Here is a 21437-nt window from a genome sequence, read left to right as displayed (position 1 = left end):
GCCGCCGAGATTCTTTTCCCATTGCTAAAATTGCGTCAACTTTGTCGCAATTACGCCATCTGTGCCCCCTGCAACGTTGCACATTCCGTTGCGGTGCCTGCGGACGGGGGTTTTTGACATCGCCGTCCATCTGCGGAATGCTAACGCAAGCAGCTTCAAATGGGAGAACGTCGATGAAGTTTTACAAGAGCAACGGCAACCGTGTCCCCGACCATATAAAAAAGCTGGCGGAGGAGACGAAGGCCGGCAAGCTCGACCGCCGCGAATTTCTGGCCATGGCCAGCGCCTTCGGTGCTACCACCGCAATGGCTTATGGAATGATCGGACTGGCCGCGCCGACCCCGGCGATGGCGCAGGAAGAGCCCAAGAAGGGCGGTGTCCTCAAGGTCGCGATGGCGGTCAAGGATCCCAAGGATCCCCGCACGGCAGACTGGTCGGAGATCGCCAACGCCGAGCGCCAGACGCTTGAGCCGCTGGTGAAATACACGCGCGAGTTCACTTTCGAACCCTATCTGCTCGAGAGCTGGGAAATCAACGACGACGCCACCGAGTACGTCTTCCATTGCCGCCCGGGCGTTACCTGGACGAACGGCGACACCTTCAACGCCGATGACGTGATCTTCAACATCACGCGTTGGGCGGATCGCAGCGCGGAAGGTAATTCCATGCCGGGCCGCCTTGGCTCGCTGGCCGACGCGGAGACGGGCAAGCTGCGTGAAGGTTCTGTCGAGAAGGTCGACGACATGACGGTCCGCCTCAAGCTGACCGAGCCGGACATCGCGCTTATCCCGAACCTGACCGACTATCCGGGCCTCATCGTGCACCGCTCCTTCGACGAGACGGGCGCGAATTTCGTGCAGAACCCGATCGGCACCGGGCCGTTCGAACTCGTGTCCTACGATGTAGGCCAGTCCGTGGTCTACAAGCGGCGCGAGAACGGCAAGTGGTGGAACGGCGAGGTCTATCTCGACGGCGTCGAGTTCATCGACTACGGCACCGATCCGGCGGCGATGGTTTCGGCCTTCGAGGCGCTCGAGGTGCATACCAACCATGAGACCACGGCCGATTTCGTGTCGATCCTCGAGGGCATCGGCCTCGAGACGTCGGAGGTCGTTACCGCGTCCACGATCGTTGCGCGCACCAACGTCAACAACGCGCCCTATGACGACCAGAAGGTGCGACAGGCGCTGACGAAGGCCGTCGACAACGCGACCATCCTCGCGCTGGGCTACGGCAATGCCGGCGGTGGCCGAAAACCACCACGTCTGCCCGATCCATCCGGAATATGCCGAACTCCCGCCGTTCGAACGGGACATCGAGGCTGCAAAGGCGCTGATGGAAGAAGCCGGCCAGATGGACTATGAGCACGAGCTCATCACGGTCGATGAGGACTGGCACAAGAACACGGGCGACGCGATCGCCGCCCAGCTTCGTGAAGCCGGCTTCAAGGTCAAGCGCACGGTGCTTCCGGGCTCGACCTTCTGGAACGACTGGACGAAGTATCCGTACTCGATGACCAACTGGAACATGCGCCCTCTGGGCATCCAGGTGGTCGCCATCGCCTACCGCACCGGCGAGGCATGGAACGAGGCCGGCTACTCCAATCCGGACCTCGACGCCAAGATCAACCAGGCGCTCTCGATCGCGGATGCCGATGAACGTCGTGGCGTGATGGAGGAGATCGAGAAGATCCTCCAGGACTCCGGCATCATCATCCAGCCTTACTGGCGCAAGCTCTATAACCACTCGGTGGCGGCCGTGAAGAACCACGGGATGCACCAGACCTTCGAGCATGATTTCGGCAAGGTCTGGCTGGACGAAGCCTGATCGGCAGAAAAAACAGGAAAGGGGGCGCAAGCCCCCTTTCCGCCTCAACGGGGCGCCTGAGCTAGAAAAGCGTTGAAGGGGAACACGACGCAAGCCAGGGCCGGGACGGAAGCAGGACGGTCGTCCTGCCGATGGCACGGCCATTTCCTTGCGGTTCTCCATAGGCGTATAGTGCGGCGCATTCCCCAACCCGACAGGCAGGGGGTACGATGCTGACCTTTATCACTCGTCGTCTCGGAACGATGCTGCTGACCATGCTGTGCCTCACGCTGGTCGTGTTCTTCATGGTCAATCTGGAGCCGAACCTGCGCAAGCTGTCGATCAGCCAGCTCGACATGCGCTCCTCTGACGAGCACATCGAAAGCTGGCTCGTGCGGAACGGTTACCGGGACAATTTCTTTTTGCGCTACGGGCGCTGGCTCGGCGTGGTGCAGAAGCAGCCCAACATAGACGCCGAGACGGGCGCAGTGACGCCGCGCTTCTCCTACTGCAACGAACCGGCCGAGCCCTATTATGGCGGCATCCTGCAGGGCGATTTCGGCTGTTCGACCAAATTCAAGACAACGGTTTCGGCCAAGCTCTGGCCGGCGCTGGGCGCCACCGGCATCCTGATGTTCTGGGTGATGGTGGTCATGGTGCCCGTCGCGCTGCTGATCGGCATCTTCGCCGGCATGCGGGAGGGATCGCGAACGGACCGCTCGCTTTCGGTTGCATCGATCACGACGACGGCGACGCCTGAATACATATCGGGCGTCATCTTCACCGTCGTCTTCGCGTCGTGGCTCGGCTGGCTCAACGGCTCGGCGGCATCGGCGACCAGCCAGGGCATCAGCTTCTACAACTTCACCCTGCCGGTAATGACGATGGCGATCTACGGCATCGGCTACATCGCCCGCATGACGCGCGCCTCGATGGTCGAGGTGATGACGCAGCAATATATCCGCACGGCGCGGCTCAAGGGGCTTTCCTTCAATGCCGTCGTCGTCAAGCATGCGCTGCGCAACGCGCTGATTGCGCCGTTCACGGTCATCATGCTGCAGTTTCCGTGGCTGCTGACCGGCGTCGTCATCGTTGAGGTGATGTTCCGCTACCAGGGCTTTGGCTTCACGCTCGTGGAGGCCGCGGGCAACAACGACATCGACCTGCTGCTCGGCTGCTCGCTGGTGTCGGTGTTCGTGGTGCTCTTCACCCAGCTCATCTCCGACGTGGGTTACGCCTATCTCAACCCGCGCATTCGCGTGCAGTAAGGGGACCGCGCATGCAACATGAATATCTCAGCGCGTTCCAGGTGCTGCTTGGTGTCCTGGTGCGGTTCTGGCCGGTCTGGCTGGCGCTGGCCGTCGTGCTCGGCACGAGTTTCGCCTTCCGCGCGCGGCTCGGGCTCTATGGCCAGCTCTTCGATACCTATGTCGGCATCGCCGGTGTAACGATCTGCCTGTTCTGGCTGTTCACGGCGATGTTCGCCTCGACGGTCGCTCCGTTCAATCCGCTGGCCCAGGTGCTGGTGATGAAGGATGCGCTGCCGGGCGCGATTGAGCCCGAAAGCGGGCAGGCCTTCCTCTTCGGTGGCGACAGGCTGGCGCGCGACATCTTTTCGCGCATGGTCTATGGCAGCCAGATCGTGCTGGTGATCGCGCCGGCGGCGACGATGTTCGCGCTGATGGTCGGCATCACGCTTGGCCTGCCGGCCGGCTATTATGGGGGCGGGTGGACACGATCCTGTCGTTCCTGGCCAACCTCGTGCTGGCTTTCCCGGTGATCCTGCTGTTCTACCTGCTAGTGACGCCCGGCATCATGGACACGCCGATCCCCTACACGATGGCGGGCGTGTTCTTCCTGTTTCCGATCATCTTCTTCTGCACGCTGTTTTACACACGCTACAAGCATCGACCGCAGGCGCTGGCGATACAGATCGGGCTGACGCTGCTGATCGGCGGGTGGATCTATCTCGGCCTTGTCTTCAACGCCGACCCGCTGGGCATCATCGCCATCCGGCCGAACGAGCTGAACATCTTCGTAGCCGTGGTCTTCGCCTCATCGCCGGGTGTCTTCCGCATCGTTCGCGGCCTGGTGATGGACATCAAGACGCGCGACTACGTGGCCGCAGCCCAGACCCGCGGCGAAAGCCCCTGGTACATCATGCTGTGGGAAGTGTTGCCCAATGCGCGCGGGCCGCTGATCGTCGATGCCTGCCTTCGCATCGGCTACACGACGATCCTGCTTGGCACGCTGGGCTATTTCGGCCTCGGCCTTGCGCCGGAAAGCCCCGACTGGGGTACGGCGATCAAGGAGGCGAGCCGGCTCCTGCGTTCGCATATCCACCCCGCACTGCCGCCGACAATCGCGCTGATGTCGTTCGTGCTTGGCCTGAACCTTCTGGCCGATGCGCTGCGCGAACAGTCGCTGAAGGATTGAGGACGGAACCATGAACGAAGCCGTAAAGCCAAGCGAGGCGGCCCAGAACGCCGATCCGATCCTCGAGATCGAAAACCTGTCTATCTCCTTCTTCACGCGCAAGGGCGAGATTCCTGCCGTGATGGACTTCTCCTGCACGGTGATGCCGGGTGAGGCGATGGGGATCGTCGGCGAGAGCGGCTGCGGAAAATCGACCGTGTCGCTGGGCGTGATGCGCGACCTGTCGAATGTCGGCAAGATTGTCGGCGGGCGCATCAAGTTCAAGGGCAAGGACATGGGCGACCTGTCCGATGCTGAACTGCGGGCCATTCGCGGCAACGAGATCGCCATGATCTACCAGGAGCCGATGGCGAGCCTGAATCCGGCGATGAAGATCGGCCGGCAGTTGATGGAAGTGCCGCTGATCCACGACAAGGTTTCGAGCGACGAGGCCTACAAGCGCGCGCTGGAGATGGTTCGCTCCGTGCGGCTGCCGGACCCCGAGCGGATAATGCGCTCCTTTCCTCACCAGCTTTCGGGCGGCCAGCAGCAGCGCATCGTTATCGCGATGGCGCTCTTGTCCAATCCGGCCCTGTTGCTTCTCGACGAACCGACGACCGCGCTTGACGTGACGGTGGAGGCCGGCATCGTCGAGCTGGTCAAGGGGCTCGGCGAACAGTTCGGCACCTCGATGATCTTCGTGTCGCACAATCTCGGGCTTATCCTGGAGACGTGCGACCGGATCACGGTGATGTATTCGGGCGAGGCGGTGGAGACGGGGTCGATCAAGGATGTGTTCGACCACATGCGCCACCCCTACACGCAGGGTCTGTTCCGCTCGATACCGCTGCCCGGCGCAGACAAGAACTCTCGGCCGCTGATCGCCATTCCGGGCCAGCTTCCGCTGCCGCACGAGCGCCCGAAGGGCTGCAATTTCGGGCCGCGCTGCCACCACTTCAAGCCTGGCCTGTGCGATGCGGCTGAAATCCCGATGATCGAGGTCGAGGGGCACGACCGGCATTTCAGCCGCTGCGTGCGCTTCAACGAGATCGACTGGAATGCGCTGCCAGAAGGTGCAACGACGGAGAAGGAAGCCGTCAAGCCGGGCGCACCGGTGCTCAAGATCGAAAATCTGAAGAAATATTACGAGGTGGCGGCCAACGCCATCTTCGGCGGGGCTGAGACACGCACCGTCAAGGCCAACGAGCAGATCAGCTTCGAGGCGCGCGAGAGCGAAACCGTGGCCATCGTGGGTGAATCGGGCTGCGGCAAGTCCACGCTCGCCAAGGTGCTTCTCGGGCTGGAGACGGCGACGTCGGGCACCGTCACGCTGGCCAATACCGAGATCGAAGATACGCCGATCGAAAAGCGCGACACCGAGACGGTGTCGGGCATCCAGATGGTGTTCCAGAACCCGTTCGACACGCTGAATCCGAGCCATTCGGTGGGGTCGCAGATCATCCGCACGCTGGAAAAATTCAAGATCGGTGACACGGTCGAGGATCGCCGCAAGCGAATGTTCGAGTTGCTGGACCTGGTGAAGCTGCCGCGCGCGTTTGCCGAGCGCATGCCGCGCCAGCTCTCCGGCGGGCAGAAGCAGCGCATCGGCGTCGCCCGCGCCTTTGCCGGCAACGCCAAGGTTGTCGTGGCCGACGAGCCGGTCTCGGCGCTCGATGTCTCGGTGCAGGCGGCGGTGACCGAGCTGCTGATGGACATCCAGCGTAAGAACAAGACGACGATGCTGTTCATCAGCCACGACCTGTCAGTCGTGCGCTACATCGCCGACCGCGTCGTCGTGATGTATCTGGGCCACATCGTCGAAACGGGAACGACGGACCAGATATTCTCGCCGCCCTACCACCCCTACACGGAGGCGCTGCTGTCGGCGATCCCGATCGCGGATACGAGCGTGGTGAAGAAGCACATCGTGCTGGAAGGCGACATCCCATCGGCCATGAACCCGCCGCCCGGCTGTCCTTTCCAGACGCGCTGCCGGTGGAAGCAGTTCGTGCCGGGCAACAAGTGCGAGACGCAGGTGCCGCCGATGAAGGACCTCGGCAACGGGCACAAGAGCCTTTGCTGGCTGGACGACGATCAACTTGCCTCGATGGAGCCGGTCATCAGCTTCGAAGGCGCGCAAGAGTCCGATCCGGCGGCCGAGACGCCGAAGGCCAAGGCGCCGCGCAAGCCGACGAAGGCCGGCAGCCGCGCCGAGCGGCCCGGCGCCGCTGCGGCGGCAACGCCGGCGCGCCTCCTGGATGCCAAGGCTCAGCCCAGGGCGCGCGCATCTAAAGCGATGACGGGCCAGCCCGGCGATTCCGCACCGGAGAAGTCGCTGACGGAAGCGGGCGAGGGACGCCAGGCTGCGAGCGCTGCGGTGAAACCCGCAAGCGCCGCTACCGCGAAGGAAAAGGCGGCCGGCAAGGCGGCGAAGACGCCACCGCGCCGTGCGCGCACCGCCTCCTCGCCCGAGGAAGCCAGGGCACAGATGGGCGTTTCTGAGACGGCAGGTGGCGCCGAGAAGGGGCGTCCGCCAGCGGTGAAGAAACCGCGCAACCCCGACGATCTCAAGCTGATCTCCGGTGTCGGGCCAAAGCTGGAGGGCGTTCTCAACGGGCTCGGCATCTACACCTACGCGCAGGTGGCGGCGTGGAAGAAGGCCGAGCGCGACTGGGTCGACAACTATCTCAAATTCAAGGGGCGCATCGAGCGCGACAACTGGGTGAAGCAGGCCAAGGCGCTCGCCAAGGGCGGCGAGGCCGAATACATCCGCGTCTTCGGCAAGAAGCCGCGGTAGGCGTTCGCTTCTGCTGTGCAGTTTGTGGTGCGTCCTTCGAGGCTCGCAGAGCCTGTCCTCGGGCTTGCCGAAGGCACGACCCGGGGGCTCGCACCTCAGGATGAGGGAGGTCTTGCATCGCTCCGGCAAACTCGCGGGCTCGAAGGTTGTTCTACCGACGTGCGTCGGCCTTTTCCCCCTGTAGTTGAATCCGCTGTGCTGTTGGGGGCGATCAAATCACCTCCCTCATCCTGAGGTGCGAGCCCCCGGGTCTTGCCTTCGGCAAGCCCGAGAACAGGCTCTGCGAGCCTCGAAGGACGCAGTGAGAGCGTCTTGACCTGTCGAGCAGTTGCGCTGGCGGCGTCTAGCGCCCGCAGGACTGCATCTGCGATGCGTAGTTCTGAGCCATCGTCGCGGTGCGGCGTGCGTAGTTCTGGATCGAGGTATTGCTGCGCCAGCTTCCGCGCCGATAGCCGGCATGGCCGGAATAATAGGCTAGATAGAGATTGTAGGCGTCGTGCGGCGCGATGCCGAGCGTGGTCGCCGACTTGTTATGGTACCACCCGACGAAATCGACGGCGTCGGAGAAGTTGTTGCGGCGGGCCATATGGCGGCCGGTCGCACGCTGATATTCAGTCCATGTGCCGTCAAGCGCCTGCGAATAGCCGTAGGCTGTCGAGGCGCGCTTGCCGGGAATAAAGCCGAGGATTTTCTTGCGTGGCGGGCGCGCGCGGCCTTCGAAGCCGGACTCCATGCGGATCGTCGCCATCAGGATGTGAACGGGAATGCCGTATTGACGCGACGCGCTGCTTGCCGAACGATGCCAGTTGCCGACGAAGCCGGAATTCTGGTCGAACACCGAGCAGACATTGTTGATACGATCGGGCTTGCTGGCGCAGGCCGATAAGGCCAGCAGCAACAAGAGCGGCAGGAAACGCAAGGAACGCGATACAGACATTCCGTCACACTAGCGGATGCCCGTAAATGAAAGCTTGCCTTGAATTTTAACGATCCAGGCGGGAGGCGAAGGCGCGGTTCAGGAGTGTGAGATCGGGAACTGGATTTCCTCGAAGCCGATGCGCGCCGCGCCCGCATAGGGAATGGCATGCAGAGCGAGGATCCAGAGGCTGACGACAGCCGCGACGGCGAACACCGCCAGCGCGTTGCGTGCCGCCGGAGGGCGCTCCGCATGCACGGCGGCGATCGCAACCATCGACAGGAATGTCAGGAACAGCACCAGATACCATTTGTACTGGCTGATCGAGTTGCCGCCCAATGCAAGCCGCTTGTTGCGCGCATCCTGCAACTCGTCGAAGTCCTGCGCCATCTTCGCAACCAGCGGGGCCGAGGCACCGGCCTGCGCGAAGTCGATCATGCCGATGCGAATCTGCTGGAGTGCCCGGTCGACTTCCAGCGCCGGGTCGCGGTTGGCGTTGGCACCCCATTCGACATCGCGCACCGCAGCCTTATAGGCGATGAGGCCTTCGATCATGGCCGGCACGTCGAGCGCATCGGGTCCGGCTATGCCTGCGAGGCGGGCTATCGTGGAACGCTCCTCGCTGGCGGCCTGCTCGGCCTGCGCGCGGATGGACCAAACGTCGGCGGCGGCAAAGCCCAGCGCCAACGCCCATGCCGTCGCGATCGTGCTCATGAAGGTGGTGACGGGAACCGCCTGATCGAGGTGCCGGGTGGATGACCTGAAGGCAGTAAGCAACAGCATCGAAACCGCAAAGATGACGATGCCGAAGACCGCGAGCGCCAAAAGGATCAGCGGCGCCGATTGGGAGAACAGCGTGGTCAGGAGCGTGGACACTGGGACACCTCGGGCGGCAATTTCTCTTGCCGGTGCAGCCTGCACCGTCCCCACTTCCTGACCGATTTGTCTCGTGGCGTCCAGAAGCGCCAAAACTCTCGAAATTCATGCTATGTTATTTAAGCGACGCGGAATGTCGCTATTCTTTCCATCAGACGCGAATATTTGCCGCTCATCTTAAAATTACGCCCGGATAGGACGCTTTTTCGACAGAAGAAGCGTTTCAGCACGATAAGCCTTTGAGGATGAACGCCGAACCACGCCGCCGCCGCTCCGGCGGGCGCGCCAACGCCCGCGAGCCTGCACCGATCCCGCAGCTTGCGGCGTCGCATGTGCGCAATCCCTATCCGCCGATGCGGGTCCTTTCTGACGACCAGGTGGAGGCGATCCACGACGCATCGATGCACATCCTGGAAAATCTCGGCATCGAGATGATGAGCGCCGCCGCGCTCGACGTGTTCGCCCGATCTGGCGCCAAGGTCGATCGCGCTGCAAAGACGGTCTACATCGATCGCGGGCTTGTTGCGGAGGCACTTGGGACAACGCAGCCGTCCTACACGCTGACGCCGCGCAACCCGGTGCGCGCGGTTCCACTGGGCGGCGATGCCATCTGCTTCACGCTGGTTGCCGGGCCGCCCAACGTGCACGACATGGAGCGCGGGCGACGCGCGGGAAACCATCGCGATTATTGCGACCTCATCCGGCTGGCGCAGCATTTCAACTGCATCACCATGCTCGGCAACCAGGTCTGCGCGCCGATCGAGCTCGCGGCCAACACCCGGCACCTCGACACCTATCTCGCCAACCTGACGCTGACCGACAAGAGCTTTCACGTCTCCGCCATCGGCCAGGGCAGGGCGCTGGACGGTATCGAGATGATGGCGATCGCGCGCGGGCTGACGCTGGACCAGATGCGCGGCGATCCCGCACTTTCCACCATCATCTCGGTCAACAGCCCGCGTCGTTTCGACGACCAGATGGCCGAGGGCCTGATGGTGATGGCGGAACATGGGCAGTCGGTCGCTGTCACGCCCTTCACGTTGATGGGGGCGATGAGCCCGGTGACGCTGGCCGGCGCGCTGGCGCAGCAGAATGCCGAAGCGCTCGCCGGCATTGTCCTGACCCAGCTGGTGCGGCCCGGCGCACCGGTAATGTATGGGGCGTTCACCTCCAATGTCGACATGCGCTCTGGCGCTCCGGCCTTCGGCACGCCGGAGAACGCGAAGGCCAACATCGCCTCCGGCCAGCTTGCGCGCCGCTACAACCTGCCATACCGCACCACGCCGGGCTCCGCCTCCAACGCGGCGGATGCGCAGGGCGCCTACGAGACGATGATGGCGCTGTGGGGCGCCGTGCTCGGCCACGGCAACCTGCTTTACCACGCCGCCGGCTGGCAGGAGGGCGGTCTCACGGCGAGCTTCGAGAAGGTGGTGCTCGACGTCGAGATGATCCAGCACATGATGGAACTGCTGCGCCCGATCGAGGTGAACGAGGCCGAGCTGGCGCTGGACGCGCTGGCGCGCGTGCCGACGGGCGGGCACTTCTTCGGCGATGCGCACACGCTGGAGCGCTATTCGAGCGCGTTCTACCAGCCGATGGTCTCCAACTGGCAGAACTACGAGAGCTGGCAGGAGAGCGGCGCCGCCGATGCAACCGCGCGCGCGACGCAGGTCTGGAAGAAGGCGCTGGCCGAATACCAACAGCCGCCGATGGACGAGAGCGTACGAGAAGCGCTCGACGCCTACGTCGCCAAACGCAAGGAAGAGATCGGGGCGGGGGAGCCGTGACCTATTTCGTGCTGCTGGCGAGGTGGAGATGGTCAGGCATGGATCCTCGGGTCAAGCCCGAGGATCCATGCCGGAACGCCCAAACTCCCGCTTCCAAGCGCCTGACAACAAGATTCAGGCCAAGCCTTCAACTCACTGAACGAGAACAGCAATCATGAAATCGCACGCACGTGTCGTGGTAATCGGGGGAGGCGTCGTGGGCGCTTCCGTGCTCTATCATCTTGCCCGGCATGGCTGGACCGATGTCATGCTGCTGGAGCGCGACGAATTGACCTCCGGCTCGACATGGCACGCGGCGGGCGGCATGCACACGGTCAACGGCGACCCGAACGTCGCCAAGCTGCAGAAATACACGATCGAACTCTACAAGGAGATCGAGGAGCTTTCCGGCCAGGCAACCGGCGTGCACATCACCGGCGGCGTGCTGCTGGCGGCCACCGAAGCACGCATGGACTGGCTGCGGGGCGTCGTGGCCAAGGGGCGCTATCTCGGGCTCGACCTGGAGGAAATCTCGGCGCAGGAGGCGGCAGAGCTGATGCCGCTGCTCGATCCGAAGCAGTTCGTCGGCGCGGTGCGCAATTCGGAGGACGGTCACCTCGACCCCTCCGGCGTCACCCACGCCTATGCCAAGGCCGCCCGAAAGCTGGGCGCGGAGGTGCATCGCTTCACCAAGGTCGAGGATATCGTGCGGCGCGAAGATGGCATGTGGCGTGTCATCACCGGCAAGGGCGAGGTGGTGGCCGAGCATGTCGTCAATGCCGGCGGGCTCTGGGCGCGCGAGGTTGGGCGCATGGTGGGGCTGGAACTGCCGGTGCTGGCCATGGAGCACATGTACCTCATCACCGAGGACATGCCGGAAGTGGCGGAGTGGAACGCGAAGACCGGCAGCGAGATCATCCATGCCATCGACTTCGACGGTGAGCTTTATCTGCGCCAGGAGCGCGGCGGCATGCTTATGGGCACCTACGAAAAGGCCGCCAAGCCATGGTCGGAATACCAGACGCCGTGGAATTTCGGCCACGAGCTTCTGGAGCCCGACATCGACCGCATCGCGCCGTCGCTTGAGGTGGGTTTTCGCCATTTCCCGGCCTTCCAGAAGACCGGCATCAAGCAGATCATCAACGGGCCCTTCACGTTTGCGCCCGACGGCAACCCGCTCGTGGGGCCGGTGCGCGGGCTTCCCGGCTTCTGGGTGGCCTGCGGGGTGATGGCCGGCTTCAGCCAGGGCGGCGGCGTCGGGCTGGCGCTCGCCAACTGGATGATCGACGGCGATCCGGGCGCCGACATCTGGGCGATGGACGTGGCGCGCTACGGCGACTGGGCGTCGATGGCCTATACGAACGCCAAGGTGCGCGAGAACTATTCGCGGCGCTTCTCGATCGGCTTCCCCAACGAGGAATTGCCGGCCGGACGACCGCTGAAGACCACGCCGATCTATGACCTTCTTTCGGCCAAGGGTGCGCAATGGGGTGTCGCCTATGGGCTCGAGGTGCCGTTGTGGTATGCGCCGCGGGGCGCGAGGGACAAATTTTCCTGGCGGCGTTCGACCGATTTCGAGCATGTGGCAAATGAGGCGCAGACTGTGCGCGAGCGCGTCGGCCTCATGGAAATCTCCAGCTTTGCCAAATACCGGGTGACGGGGAAGGGCGCCCGCGACTGGCTTGACCGCATGCTCGCCTGCAAGCTGCCCGCACCGGGACGCATGGCGCTCGCGCCGATGCTGAAGGAAGACGGCAAGCTGATCGGCGATTTTACGGTGGCGATCTTACTGACGATGCGGACCGGTCGTCATCGCAGGACTGGATGATCTTCGGCTCCGGCATTGCCGAGCAGAACCACATGCGCTGGTTCGAGAAGCACCTGCCGGGCGAAGGAAGCGTGAATGTCGATGCGCGGGGCCTGTCGTTGGTCGGGCTAGCCATCGCCGGCCCGACAGCGCGAAAACTGCTCGAGACAGTTACCCGCGCCGACGTTTCGAATGCCGCGTTCCCGTTCATGGCGATCCGCAGGATGGACATCGGCATGGCGCCCTGTCTGGTCGGGCGCGTGAGCTATACCGGCGATCTCGGCTACGAGATCTGGATGGCGCCGGAATATCAGCGTCATGTCTTCGAGCGGCTGATGTCGGCGGGTGAAGAATTCAGTATCGGCCTGTTCGGCTCGCGCGCGCCTCAACGCGCTGCGGCTCGAAAAGAATTACGGTTCCTGGGCGCGTGAATACCGGCCGATCTACGGTCCTCTAGAAGCCGGCCTCGACCGCTTCGTCGCCTATGGCAAGGAGGCGGATTTCGTCGGCAAGGCGGCGGCACTCGCCGAGCGCGAGCAGGGCGGCCGGCTACGGCTGCGCAGCTTCGTCGTGGATGCGGTCGACGCCGACGTCATCGGCGACGAGGCGATCTGGTTCGAAGGCGCCGTGCGCGGCTGGGTGACGTCGGGGGTTACGCCCATCATTCCCGTAAATCGGTGGCGATGGGCTATGTGCCGCGCGAAATTGCAGAGGCGGAAACAGGGTTCGAGATCGAGCTTCTCGGCCGGCGCTTGCCTGCAAGAATTCAGGCGATGCCACTGTTTGACGCCAATTTCGAGCGGATGCGGGGGTAGCTGTTGGCCGCAGCCGTACCATCGTTGTAGAAAACCCATGTACAAAGTACCATATCACTTTGTACATGGAGGCAGAAAATGGCTCTGCACATTCAAGATAAAGAAGCCGACCGGCTTCTGCGGCACTTCGCCCGGGCGCGTCGCGTAACGCTAACCGAGGCTGTTAAGCTTGCCGTTCTGGAGGCAGAGGAGGCGCGCAGGCAGCGTGACAACGCGACCGAAGACAAGTTGGAATCCGTCTTGGTCCAGATTCGCGCAGCGCGCGGGTCTCGACCCTATCGCGCCGAGGACGATAAGGCTTTCATGGACGAGATGTGGGGTGAGGACGATTGATCCTGGTAGAGACGTCCGCGATCGTCGCAATCGCGCTTGAAGAAGCCGGATCCGAGCGGCTGGTACAGCAGATCAGGGCGGCAGATGCGCCGGTGACGACGGTGACCAATGGGTTTGAGGCAGCATTATCGATCGGCAAGGTTCTCGGCGACTACGAAGTAGCGGAAGCGGCAGTTCCCCAACTGCTGAATGCGCTGGGCATCCGCATGGTCGGCATTGAGGCCGACCTTTATGGTGAAGCCATGAAAGCCTACCGGCGCTTCGGCAAGGGTACGGGCCATCCGGCGAGGCTCAACTTTGGTGACTGCTTCTCATATGCGTATGCGACGAAGCACGAACTGCAGCTGCTCTATAAAGGCGATGATTTCGCTCGGACGGACATTGCGTCGGCAACCTGAGGCCGCACGCAAAACATGACTATAATTATCAAGTAATTACCGCGACTTAGCTCCGTCGTCAAAAATTTGACCGATTGATAAAAAAATTATTCGTGCTAGCATTTCCCCAAAACCAATAATGGGGAACATCGACGATGGCTGAAGGCCAGTTCAAGCAGGGCATCGCCGCCGGCCGGCTCGCGCCGCCGGAATATGCGGACAATTTTTCCGATCTTCATCCCCCGTTCGACCGCCATGAGGCGCTGGTCGAGGCGGATCGCTGCTACTTCTGCTACGATGCCCCATGCATGCAGGCCTGTCCGACGTCGATCGATATTCCGATGTTCATCCGGCAGATCTCGACGGGCAATCCTGTTGGCGCGGCCAAGACCATCTTCGACCAGAATATTCTCGGCGGCATGTGTGCTCGCGTCTGCCCGACAGAGACGCTGTGCGAGGAGGTCTGCGTCCGCGAGGTGGCCGAGGGCAAGCCGGTGCAGATCGGTCGCCTGCAGCGCTACGCGACGGATACCGCGATGGCGCAGCACAAACAGTTCTACGAGCGCGCCGCGCCGACCGGCAAAAGGATCGCCGTCGTCGGCGCTGGGCCGGCAGGGCTCGCCTGCGCGCATCGGCTGGCGGTCAACGGGCACGAGGTGACGGTCTACGAAGCCAAGCCGAAGGCCGGCGGCCTCAACGAATACGGCATCGCGGCCTACAAGTCCGTCGACGGCTTCGCGCAGGCCGAAGTCGATTACATCACCGCCATCGGCGGCATCGATGTTCAGCACGACAAGGCGCTTGGCCGCGACATTTCCGTTGCGGAACTCGCGTCCTCTCATGACGCCGTGTTCCTCGGCATGGGCCTGAGCGGTGTGAACGCCCTGCGGGCCGAGGGCGAGGATGCCGAGGGCGTCCAGGATGCGGTCGATTTCATCGCCGAGTTGCGGCAGGCCGGCGATCTCGCACAGCTTCCGGTCGGTCGGCGTGTCGTCGTCATCGGCGGCGGCATGACGGCGATCGACGCTGCGATCCAGTCCAAGCTGCTCGGCGCCGAAGAGGTGACGATCTGCTATCGCCGCGGCAAGGAACACATGAACGCTTCGGAGTTCGAGCAGGATCTGGCTGCCTCCAAGGGCGTCACCATCCGCCACTGGCTGCAGCCCAAAAGCGTCATCGACGCGGGCGGTCGTGTTGCCGGTATCGAGCTCGAATACACGACCCTGCGCGATGGCAAGCTGGTCGGCACGGGCGAGACGATGCTGATTGACGCCGACCAGGTGTTCAAGGCGATCGGCCAGTCGTTCGACGCGTCGCCACTCAACGGCTCCGGCAATTCGATCGCCATGGAAGGCGGGCGCATCAAGGTCGATGCCGAAGGGCGTACCTCCATGGCCAAGGTCTGGGCGGGCGGCGACTGCGTCGTCGACGCGCGCGAGGACCTGACCGTCGCTGCGGTCGCCGCCGGGCGCGACGCGGCTGAAAGCATCCACCGGGCACTCACCTCTAACGGGAGGGCATGAGCATGGCAGACATTCGTTCGAACTTCGTCGGCATCAAGTCGCCGAATCCGTTCTGGCTCGCCTCGGCGCCGCCGACTGACAAGGAGTACAATGTCGTCCGCGCCTTCAAGGCGGGGTGGGGCGGCGTCGTGTGGAAGACGCTGGGCGAGGAAGGCCCGCCCGTCGTCAACGTCAACGGGCCGCGCTACGGCGCGATCTGGGGGCGGACCGGCGTCTGCTGGGCCTCAACAATATCGAGCTCATCACCGACCGCGACCTGCAGACCAACCTGCGCGAGATCAAGCAGGTCAAGCGCGACTGGCCGGACCGGGCGCTGATCGTATCGATCATGGTGCCATGCGTCGAGGAAGCCTGGAAGGCGATCCTGCCGTTGGTGGAGGATACGGGTGCCGACGGCATCGAGCTGAACTTCGGCTGCCCGCACGGCATGAGCGAGCGCGGCATGGGCTCGGCGGTCGGCCAGGTGCCGGAATACATCGAGATGGTCGTGCGCTGGTGCAAGCAGAACACCCGCATGCCGGTCATCACCAAGCTGACGCCGAACATCACCGACATCCGCAAGCCGGCACGCGCCGCCCTTACTGGCGGTACCGATGCCGTGTCGCTCATCAACACGATCAACTCGATCACCGGGGTCGATCTCGACAGTTTCGCGCCGCAGCCAACCATCGACGGCAAGGGCAGCCACGGCGGCTATTGCGGCCCGGCGGTGAAGCCGATCGCCATGAACATGGTCGCCGAGATCGCGCGCGACAGCGAGACCCGCGGTCTGCCGATCTCCGGCATCGGCGGCATCACGACGTGGCGGGACGCGGCCGAATTCATGGCGCTGGGGGCAGGCAACGTGCAGGTGTGCACCGCGGCTATGACCTACGGCTTCAAGATCGTGGAGGAGATGATCGAGGGGCTGAAGAACTGGATGGACGAGAAAGGGCATGCCGATCTCGACGCCATCGTCGGCCGCGCGACGCCCAACGTCACCGACTGGCAGTATCTCAACCTCAATTACGTCGCGAAAGCGCGCATCGACCAGGATGCCTGCATCAAGTGCGGGCGCTGCCACATCGCCTGCGAGGATACCTCGCACCAGGCGATAACCAGCATGGTCGACGGCGCGCGCCATTTCGAGGTGATCGAGGAGGAGTGCGTCGGGTGCAACCTCTGCGTCAATGTCTGCCCGGTGGAAGGCTGCATTACCCTGGAGCCGCTGGCGGCGGGCAGTCTCGACAAGCGCACCGGCAAGGTCGTCGAGCCTGTCTATGCCAACTGGACGACGCATCCCAACAACCCGATGGCGCGCCAGGCCGCCGAATAGAGCAGGGCGCGTTCAACGTCGCCGCAGCGCCACGGCGGCGACGGGATACGATGCCGCTGCGTCGGCCGATAGGCTCGGTAGCACCGTTCGAATATGGTCGCCCAAGGCCGTGGCTGCGGAGGATGGACGTTGCTCGGCAAATTCGAGCGCGATCCCGAGCTTCGGCAAAGGCGGCAAGCCACTAGAGACGATATGGAGATCGGCTGGCACGGCTGTCTGCGTCAGAACGCTGATCGCATGCCCCGAACGCGCGATTGCGATAAGCCCGGCCAAGCTGTCGCTGGCGAATGCGACCCTGTAGCGGCGATTGACCGCGTCCATCGCGTCGCAGGCAGCTCGATAGTCGAGCGTCGTGGGCGCCGACAAAGCCAGCGGAATAGGGTCGAGATCGAGTATGGCTGGCTTCGGTTCGTTCGCCACCCACACAAATCGTTCCTTGCGTATGGCATCGCTGTTTGCGGCGTCGGAGAGAGACACGAGCGCCATGTCGATCTGGCGACGATGCAGCAGGGGACGCAGCTCGGTGGTAGGCGCGCAGACCATGCGCAGCTCGACTTCGGGGTGCAGCGCAAGGAAGTCTTTGAGCAATTCCGGGATGAAGGCGATCGAGTAGTCTTCTGGGCACCCAAGGCTGATGGGACCCTTGAGCATGCCGCCAGCCATGTCGGCGAGGATTTCGTCGTGCCTGGCAAGCAAGGACTCGGCGTGAGCCAGAAACCTTTCGCCAGCGGCGGTCAGGCGCACGCCCGACCCGCTGCGATGCAGAAGCGACTGGCCGATCTGCTCTTCCAGGCGCTGCATTTGCATGCTCAGCGCGGACTGTGTCCTGCCGATCTGGCTGGAGGCAAGGCTTATGGAACCGGTTCGCGCGACCGCAGCGAAGTTCCGTAGAAGCGTGAGGTCGAGGAGATGCATGGCATCAGTCCGATTGATACCGGAGTACGGTAATATCAATTTGCGCGTAAGCTCAAGCAGCGCTAGCGATTGGGCGAGCCATTCGGAGAGATTTCGTGTCCCTGAACGACGACCCCGCATTCTGGGCGGCCGCGCGCAAGCATTTGATCCGCTACGGACCAAGCTTCGAAAGCGTCATCATCGAGCGCGCCGAGAGCAGCTTCGTTTACGATGCCGACGGGCGCGCGATCCTCGACTTCACCTCGGGCCAGATGAGCGCCGTGCTCGGCCATACGCATCCCGACATAGTGGCGACGGTCGATCGGCAGATGAGGTCTGTCGCGCATCTCTTCAGCGGCATGCTGTCCCGACCGGTGGTCGAACTCGCGGCGCGGCTGGCGGCGCTCGCGCCGGGGCTCGACCGCGTTCAACTGCTTACCACCGGAGCGGAATCGAACGAGGCTGCGATCCGCATGGCCAAGCTGGTCACAGGCGGGCACGAGGTCGTTGCTTTTGCGCAGAGCTGGCACGGCATGACGGGTGCTGCGGCCTCCGCAACCTACAGCGCGGGCAGGCGCGGCTATGGCCCCGCGACAGCCGGTTCGCTGGTCATTCCGGCCCCAAATGCCTATCGCCCGCGCTTCTCCCACGCCGACGGTTCGAATGACTGGCAGACCGAACTGGACGACGCCTTCGAACTGATCGACCGGCAGTCGACGGGCAATCTCGCTGCCTTCATCGCCGAACCGATCCTGTCGAGCGGCGGTATTCTCGAACTGCCGCAGGGCTATCTCGCCGCCTTGAAGCAGAAGTGCCACGAGCGCGGCATGCTGTTGATCCTCGACGAGGCGCAGACGGGCGTCGGTCGCACGGGGGACATGTTCGCATTCCAGCGCGACGGCGTGACGCCCGACATCCTGACGCTTTCGAAGACCCTCGGCGCCGGCCTGCCGCTGGCCGCGGTCATGACCACCGAGGAAATCGAGCAGAAGGCGTTCGAACGCGGCTTCCTGTTCTACACCACCCACGTCTCCGACCCGCTTACCGCAGCGGTGGGTGTAACGGTGCTCGATGTGGTCGAGCGTGACGGGCTGGTCGACCGGGCCGCCCGGAGCGGCGAAAGGCTGCGCGCCGGCCTGCTGTCGCTTCAGCAGAAGTACGAATGCGTCGGCGACGTGCGCGGGCGAGGGCTGCTTCTCGGGTTGGAGGTCGTGAAGGACCGGCAGACCAAGGCGCCTGGTTTCGAACTGGGCGCCAGGATCATGGAAGAGGCGATGCAGCGTGGGCTCAGCATGAACATCGTCAAGCTGCCCGGCATGGGCGGCGTGTTCCGCATCGCACCGCCGCTGACGGTCTCGGATGAAGAGATCGACCGCGGCATCGAGATCATGTCCGGGGCGATCGAGGCTTCGATCGCCTCAGCCTGAACGCGGCGGTGCTTGGCGGCGTTGGGCCGCCGTCAGGCGGCGGCCGACCGGTTGACGATGACGCCGTTCTTCATGGCCAGGAAACGGCGCAGACGGTCGTTGTAGTCGGCCACCACGGCGTTCTTCACCGAAGGGCGCCGCGCGAGGGCCTGCCGCCACGCACCGACCTTGCCGAGACCGGTGAAGACGCCGAAATCGGCAATCGTGTCGAACACGTCGAAATAGCGAAATGCAGGCGCGAAGACCGCGTCGACGATCGAGAACGCTTCGCCCGCGAAATAGGGGCCTGTGCCGATTTCGGTTTCCAGCCGCTCCATCTTCTGGCGAAGCCGGGCGCCCGCGTCATCGAAGGTGGACTGGCCGGTCGTGGTTTCCATGGTCCAGATGTCGCCGAGCGCTGCCGAGCCGAATTCCATCCACGCGCGGTGACGCGCCCGGGTCAACGCATCTTCGGGATGGAGCCGCGGCTGCTTCGTCTCATCGAGATATTCGACGAGCGCGGCGCTCTCGAACAGGACCTCGTCGCCCACCTTCAGCAGCGGAACCTTGCCGAGCGGTGAGATCGCCTTGAACCAGCCCGGCTTGTTGGAGAGGTCGACGTCGATGCGTTCGAACGAGACGCCCTTTTCGGCAAGCACAATCGCAGCGCGCTGAACATAAGGGCAGAGGTCGAAGGAAACGAGGGTGAGTTTTGCAGACATGGGCGACTCCGTCGGTTGAATTTAATGCATTTGCATGTAAATTGGCGAGTGGGATCTGAAAGTCAATGTTCATGCAATTGCATTAATTCACATTACGGTGATGCTTATGAATGGACCCGACAAGGCAACGGTCGCGGCGTGGATTGCGCTCGCGCGGGCGTATCGCGTCGCCATGCAGAAGGTCGAGACGCGGCTCAAGGAGGCGGATCTGCCGCCGCTGGCCTGGTACGATGCGCTGTGGGAACTCGAAAAGGTGGGCGAGGGCGGTCTGCGCCCGTTCGAACTGGAGCACGCGCTGCTGTTCGAGCAGTACAACCTATCGCGGCTGGTCGAGCGGCTGGTGAAGGCCGGTCTGGTCGAGCGGCGCCCTTGCGCCGACGACCGTCGCGGGCATGTGCTCGCCATCACTGCCGACGGGCTGGCTGTGCGGGCAAGGATATGGGGCGTGTACGCACCGGCGATCGAGGCTGCTGTCGGCGCCCGGCTGGGCCGCGACGAGGCTGTCTCGCTGGCGCGCCTTCTCGCAAGGATTGCCGACAACGACTGAACAGTCGCTGACAGGCCTTGTCAGGAGAACACTCACAATCCTATTGTGGATATGTAATATCCAGGATATGGAGAGTCCAGAATTGAGGGCAGACGATGAAACTTTCTGAAGGAGTCGAGGCGGCGATCCATAGCGTCACGATCCTGGCCTCGCTTGGGCCGGGCGAAACGATGCCTGCCGCAGCCTTCGCGGATGCCTACGAGATCTCGGCAAGCTATTTGCTGAAGCACCTCAAGGCGCTCGTTGCCGACGGGTTGCTCGAATCCGTCTCGGGCCCGCAGGGCGGCTACCGGCTTGCGCGGGCGGCGGAGAAGATCACGCTGCTCGACGTCGTGCTTGCCATCGAGGGGCGGCAACCGGCTTTCCGTTGTACGGAGATACGTCAACGCGGACCCGTGAGACTGCCCGCGGAGGTCCATGCAAAACCCTGCCAGATCAACGCGGCAATGCTGAAGGCCGAGCGCGCCTACCGCGCTGCGCTTGCCGAGACATCGATTGCCGACATCGCGGCCGATTTCAGCGCCGAGGCCGACCCGCGCGCCGTTGCGGCCGCCTGCGCCTTTGCCGAGCAGAACAAACGCCCGCAGGGGCGCTCCAAAAATACCCAAGCCAAAGGAGAAAAGGCATGAAGCCCAGACTGCAGTTTTTCAACGTCGCGCCAGACATCATGAAGCAGGTGATGGCGCTCAACGAAGCGGCCAACAATTGCGGGCTGGAGCATTCGCTGCTGCATCTCATCAAGCTGCGGGCCTCGCAGATCAACGGCTGTTCCTATTGCGTCGACATGCACACGCGCGAGGCGCGGCGCGACGGTGAGACCGAGCAGCGCGTCTATCTGGTCTCGGCATGGCGCGAATCGCCGCTTTACTCGGATCGCGAGCGTGCGGCGCTGGAATGGACCGAGACGCTGACGGCGCTTGCCGGTCACCATGTCGAGGACGAAAGCTATGATGCAGTCCGGGCGCATTTCAGCGAAGAGGAAATGGTCAAGCTCAGCGTGGCCATCGGCATGATCAATGTGTGGAACCGCCTCTGCACCGGCTTCCGCGCCGTGCATGCGGTGGAAACGGCCAAGGCCGCCTGAGCGTGCTTGAGGCGCCAGAAGCAACGGCGGGCCGACGC

14 protein-coding genes and 5 pseudogenes are annotated in these 21437 nt (G+C 63.5%); 15 read left to right on the top strand and 4 right to left on the bottom strand.

The genetic code is table 11. The annotated features are described in order from the left end of the window. The first annotated feature begins 137 nt into the window (after nt 1-137). The 5 genes and pseudogenes from HK436_RS19230 to HK436_RS34115 all read left to right on the top strand — a co-directional run bounded on the left by HK436_RS19230 (nt 138) and on the right by HK436_RS34115 (nt 7018). A pseudogene (locus HK436_RS19230) lies at nt 138-1827 on the top strand (ABC transporter substrate-binding protein). A gap of 209 nt (nt 1828-2036) precedes the next feature. Continuing rightward, complete coding sequence (locus HK436_RS19225) at nt 2037-3074, top strand: ABC transporter permease (protein ID WP_173192322.1); 1038 nt, start codon at nt 2037-2039, stop codon at nt 3072-3074. Nucleotides 3075-3085: 11 nt separating this feature from the next. Continuing rightward, nucleotides 3086-4242 (top strand): annotated as a pseudogene (locus tag HK436_RS19220) (ABC transporter permease). 10 nt (nt 4243-4252) lie between these two features. Next, a pseudogene (locus HK436_RS19215) lies at nt 4253-6415 on the top strand (dipeptide ABC transporter ATP-binding protein); the annotation flags it as partial. Between the two features lie 102 nt (nt 6416-6517). Then, nucleotides 6518-7018 carry a helix-hairpin-helix domain-containing protein gene (locus HK436_RS34115; RefSeq protein WP_512770958.1) on the top strand — a complete coding sequence of 167 codons (501 nt, stop codon included), beginning with the start codon at nt 6518-6520 and terminating at the stop codon, nt 7016-7018. Nucleotides 7019-7361: 343 nt separating this feature from the next. On the opposite strand, the gene HK436_RS19210 is transcribed toward HK436_RS34115, so the two are convergent. Beyond that, a complete protein-coding gene (locus HK436_RS19210; protein WP_173192318.1) occupies nt 7362-7955 on the bottom strand; it encodes a transglycosylase SLT domain-containing protein in 594 nt (197 codons plus the stop codon). A 78-nt stretch (nt 7956-8033) separates the two neighbouring features. Beyond that, nucleotides 8034-8810, bottom strand: coding sequence for a bestrophin-like domain (locus tag HK436_RS19205; RefSeq protein ID WP_173192316.1), 777 nt, complete (start codon nt 8808-8810; stop codon nt 8034-8036). Between the two features lie 245 nt (nt 8811-9055). Between HK436_RS19205 and HK436_RS19200 the strand changes: the two genes are divergently transcribed. From HK436_RS19200 to preA, 6 genes and pseudogenes are all read left to right on the top strand, one after another. Then, nucleotides 9056-10597 (top strand): trimethylamine methyltransferase family protein, encoded by a 1542-nt coding sequence (locus HK436_RS19200; protein WP_173192314.1) that lies wholly within the window; start codon nt 9056-9058, stop codon nt 10595-10597. Nucleotides 10598-10751: 154 nt separating this feature from the next. After that, a pseudogene (locus HK436_RS19195) lies at nt 10752-13198 on the top strand (GcvT family protein). Nucleotides 13199-13276: 78 nt separating this feature from the next. Beyond that, complete coding sequence (locus HK436_RS19190) at nt 13277-13531, top strand: type II toxin-antitoxin system VapB family antitoxin (RefSeq protein WP_173192313.1); 255 nt, start codon at nt 13277-13279, stop codon at nt 13529-13531. Then, complete coding sequence (locus HK436_RS19185) at nt 13528-13929, top strand: type II toxin-antitoxin system VapC family toxin (protein ID WP_173192311.1); 402 nt, start codon at nt 13528-13530, stop codon at nt 13927-13929. Before HK436_RS19190 ends, HK436_RS19185 begins: the two co-directional genes overlap by 4 nt. A gap of 134 nt (nt 13930-14063) precedes the next feature. Next, entirely contained in the window at nt 14064-15431 is a 1368-nt protein-coding gene (locus HK436_RS19180) for an NAD(P)-dependent oxidoreductase (RefSeq protein ID WP_173192309.1), read from the top strand. A 2-nt stretch (nt 15432-15433) separates the two neighbouring features. Beyond that, nucleotides 15434-16746: pseudogene (gene preA / locus HK436_RS19175) on the top strand (NAD-dependent dihydropyrimidine dehydrogenase subunit PreA). A 12-nt stretch (nt 16747-16758) separates the two neighbouring features. Here the strand turns inward: preA and HK436_RS19170 are convergent. Next, the gene (locus HK436_RS19170; RefSeq protein ID WP_173192307.1) at nt 16759-17661 is read right to left on the bottom strand and encodes a LysR family transcriptional regulator; all 903 of its coding nucleotides are present in this window, start codon (nt 17659-17661) and stop codon (nt 16759-16761) included. A 95-nt stretch (nt 17662-17756) separates the two neighbouring features. Here HK436_RS19170 and HK436_RS19165 point away from each other — a divergent pair, with 95 nt between their 5' ends. Next, nucleotides 17757-19067 (top strand): aspartate aminotransferase family protein, encoded by a 1311-nt coding sequence (locus HK436_RS19165; protein ID WP_173192305.1) that lies wholly within the window; start codon nt 17757-17759, stop codon nt 19065-19067. 32 nt (nt 19068-19099) lie between these two features. Here the strand turns inward: HK436_RS19165 and HK436_RS19160 are convergent, their stop codons facing one another. Continuing rightward, nucleotides 19100-19768, bottom strand: a complete 669-nt coding sequence (locus tag HK436_RS19160) for a glutathione S-transferase family protein (protein WP_173192304.1) — start codon at nt 19766-19768, stop codon at nt 19100-19102. Between the two features lie 106 nt (nt 19769-19874). On the opposite strand from HK436_RS19160, the gene HK436_RS19155 reads away from it, so the two are divergent. The 3 genes from HK436_RS19155 (at nt 19875) to HK436_RS19145 (ending at nt 21399) form a co-directional block, all read left to right on the top strand. Further along, complete coding sequence (locus tag HK436_RS19155; RefSeq protein WP_173192302.1) at nt 19875-20315, top strand: MarR family winged helix-turn-helix transcriptional regulator; 441 nt, start codon at nt 19875-19877, stop codon at nt 20313-20315. Between the two features lie 95 nt (nt 20316-20410). After that, the gene (locus tag HK436_RS19150) at nt 20411-20944 is read left to right on the top strand and encodes an RrF2 family transcriptional regulator (protein ID WP_173192300.1); all 534 of its coding nucleotides are present in this window, start codon (nt 20411-20413) and stop codon (nt 20942-20944) included. After that, nucleotides 20941-21399 (top strand): carboxymuconolactone decarboxylase family protein, encoded by a 459-nt coding sequence (locus tag HK436_RS19145; RefSeq protein WP_173192298.1) that lies wholly within the window; start codon nt 20941-20943, stop codon nt 21397-21399. The genes HK436_RS19150 and HK436_RS19145 overlap by 4 nt, the downstream gene beginning before the upstream one ends. The last annotated feature ends 38 nt before the right edge of the window (nt 21400-21437 follow it).

The sequence above is a fragment of the Neoaquamicrobium sediminum genome (assembly GCF_013240295.1).
Lineage (GTDB): Bacteria > Pseudomonadota > Alphaproteobacteria > Rhizobiales > Rhizobiaceae > Aerobium > Aerobium sediminum.
The sequence above is the reverse complement of the archived record's forward strand: the minus strand, read 5'-3'. Positions and strand labels throughout refer to the sequence as shown.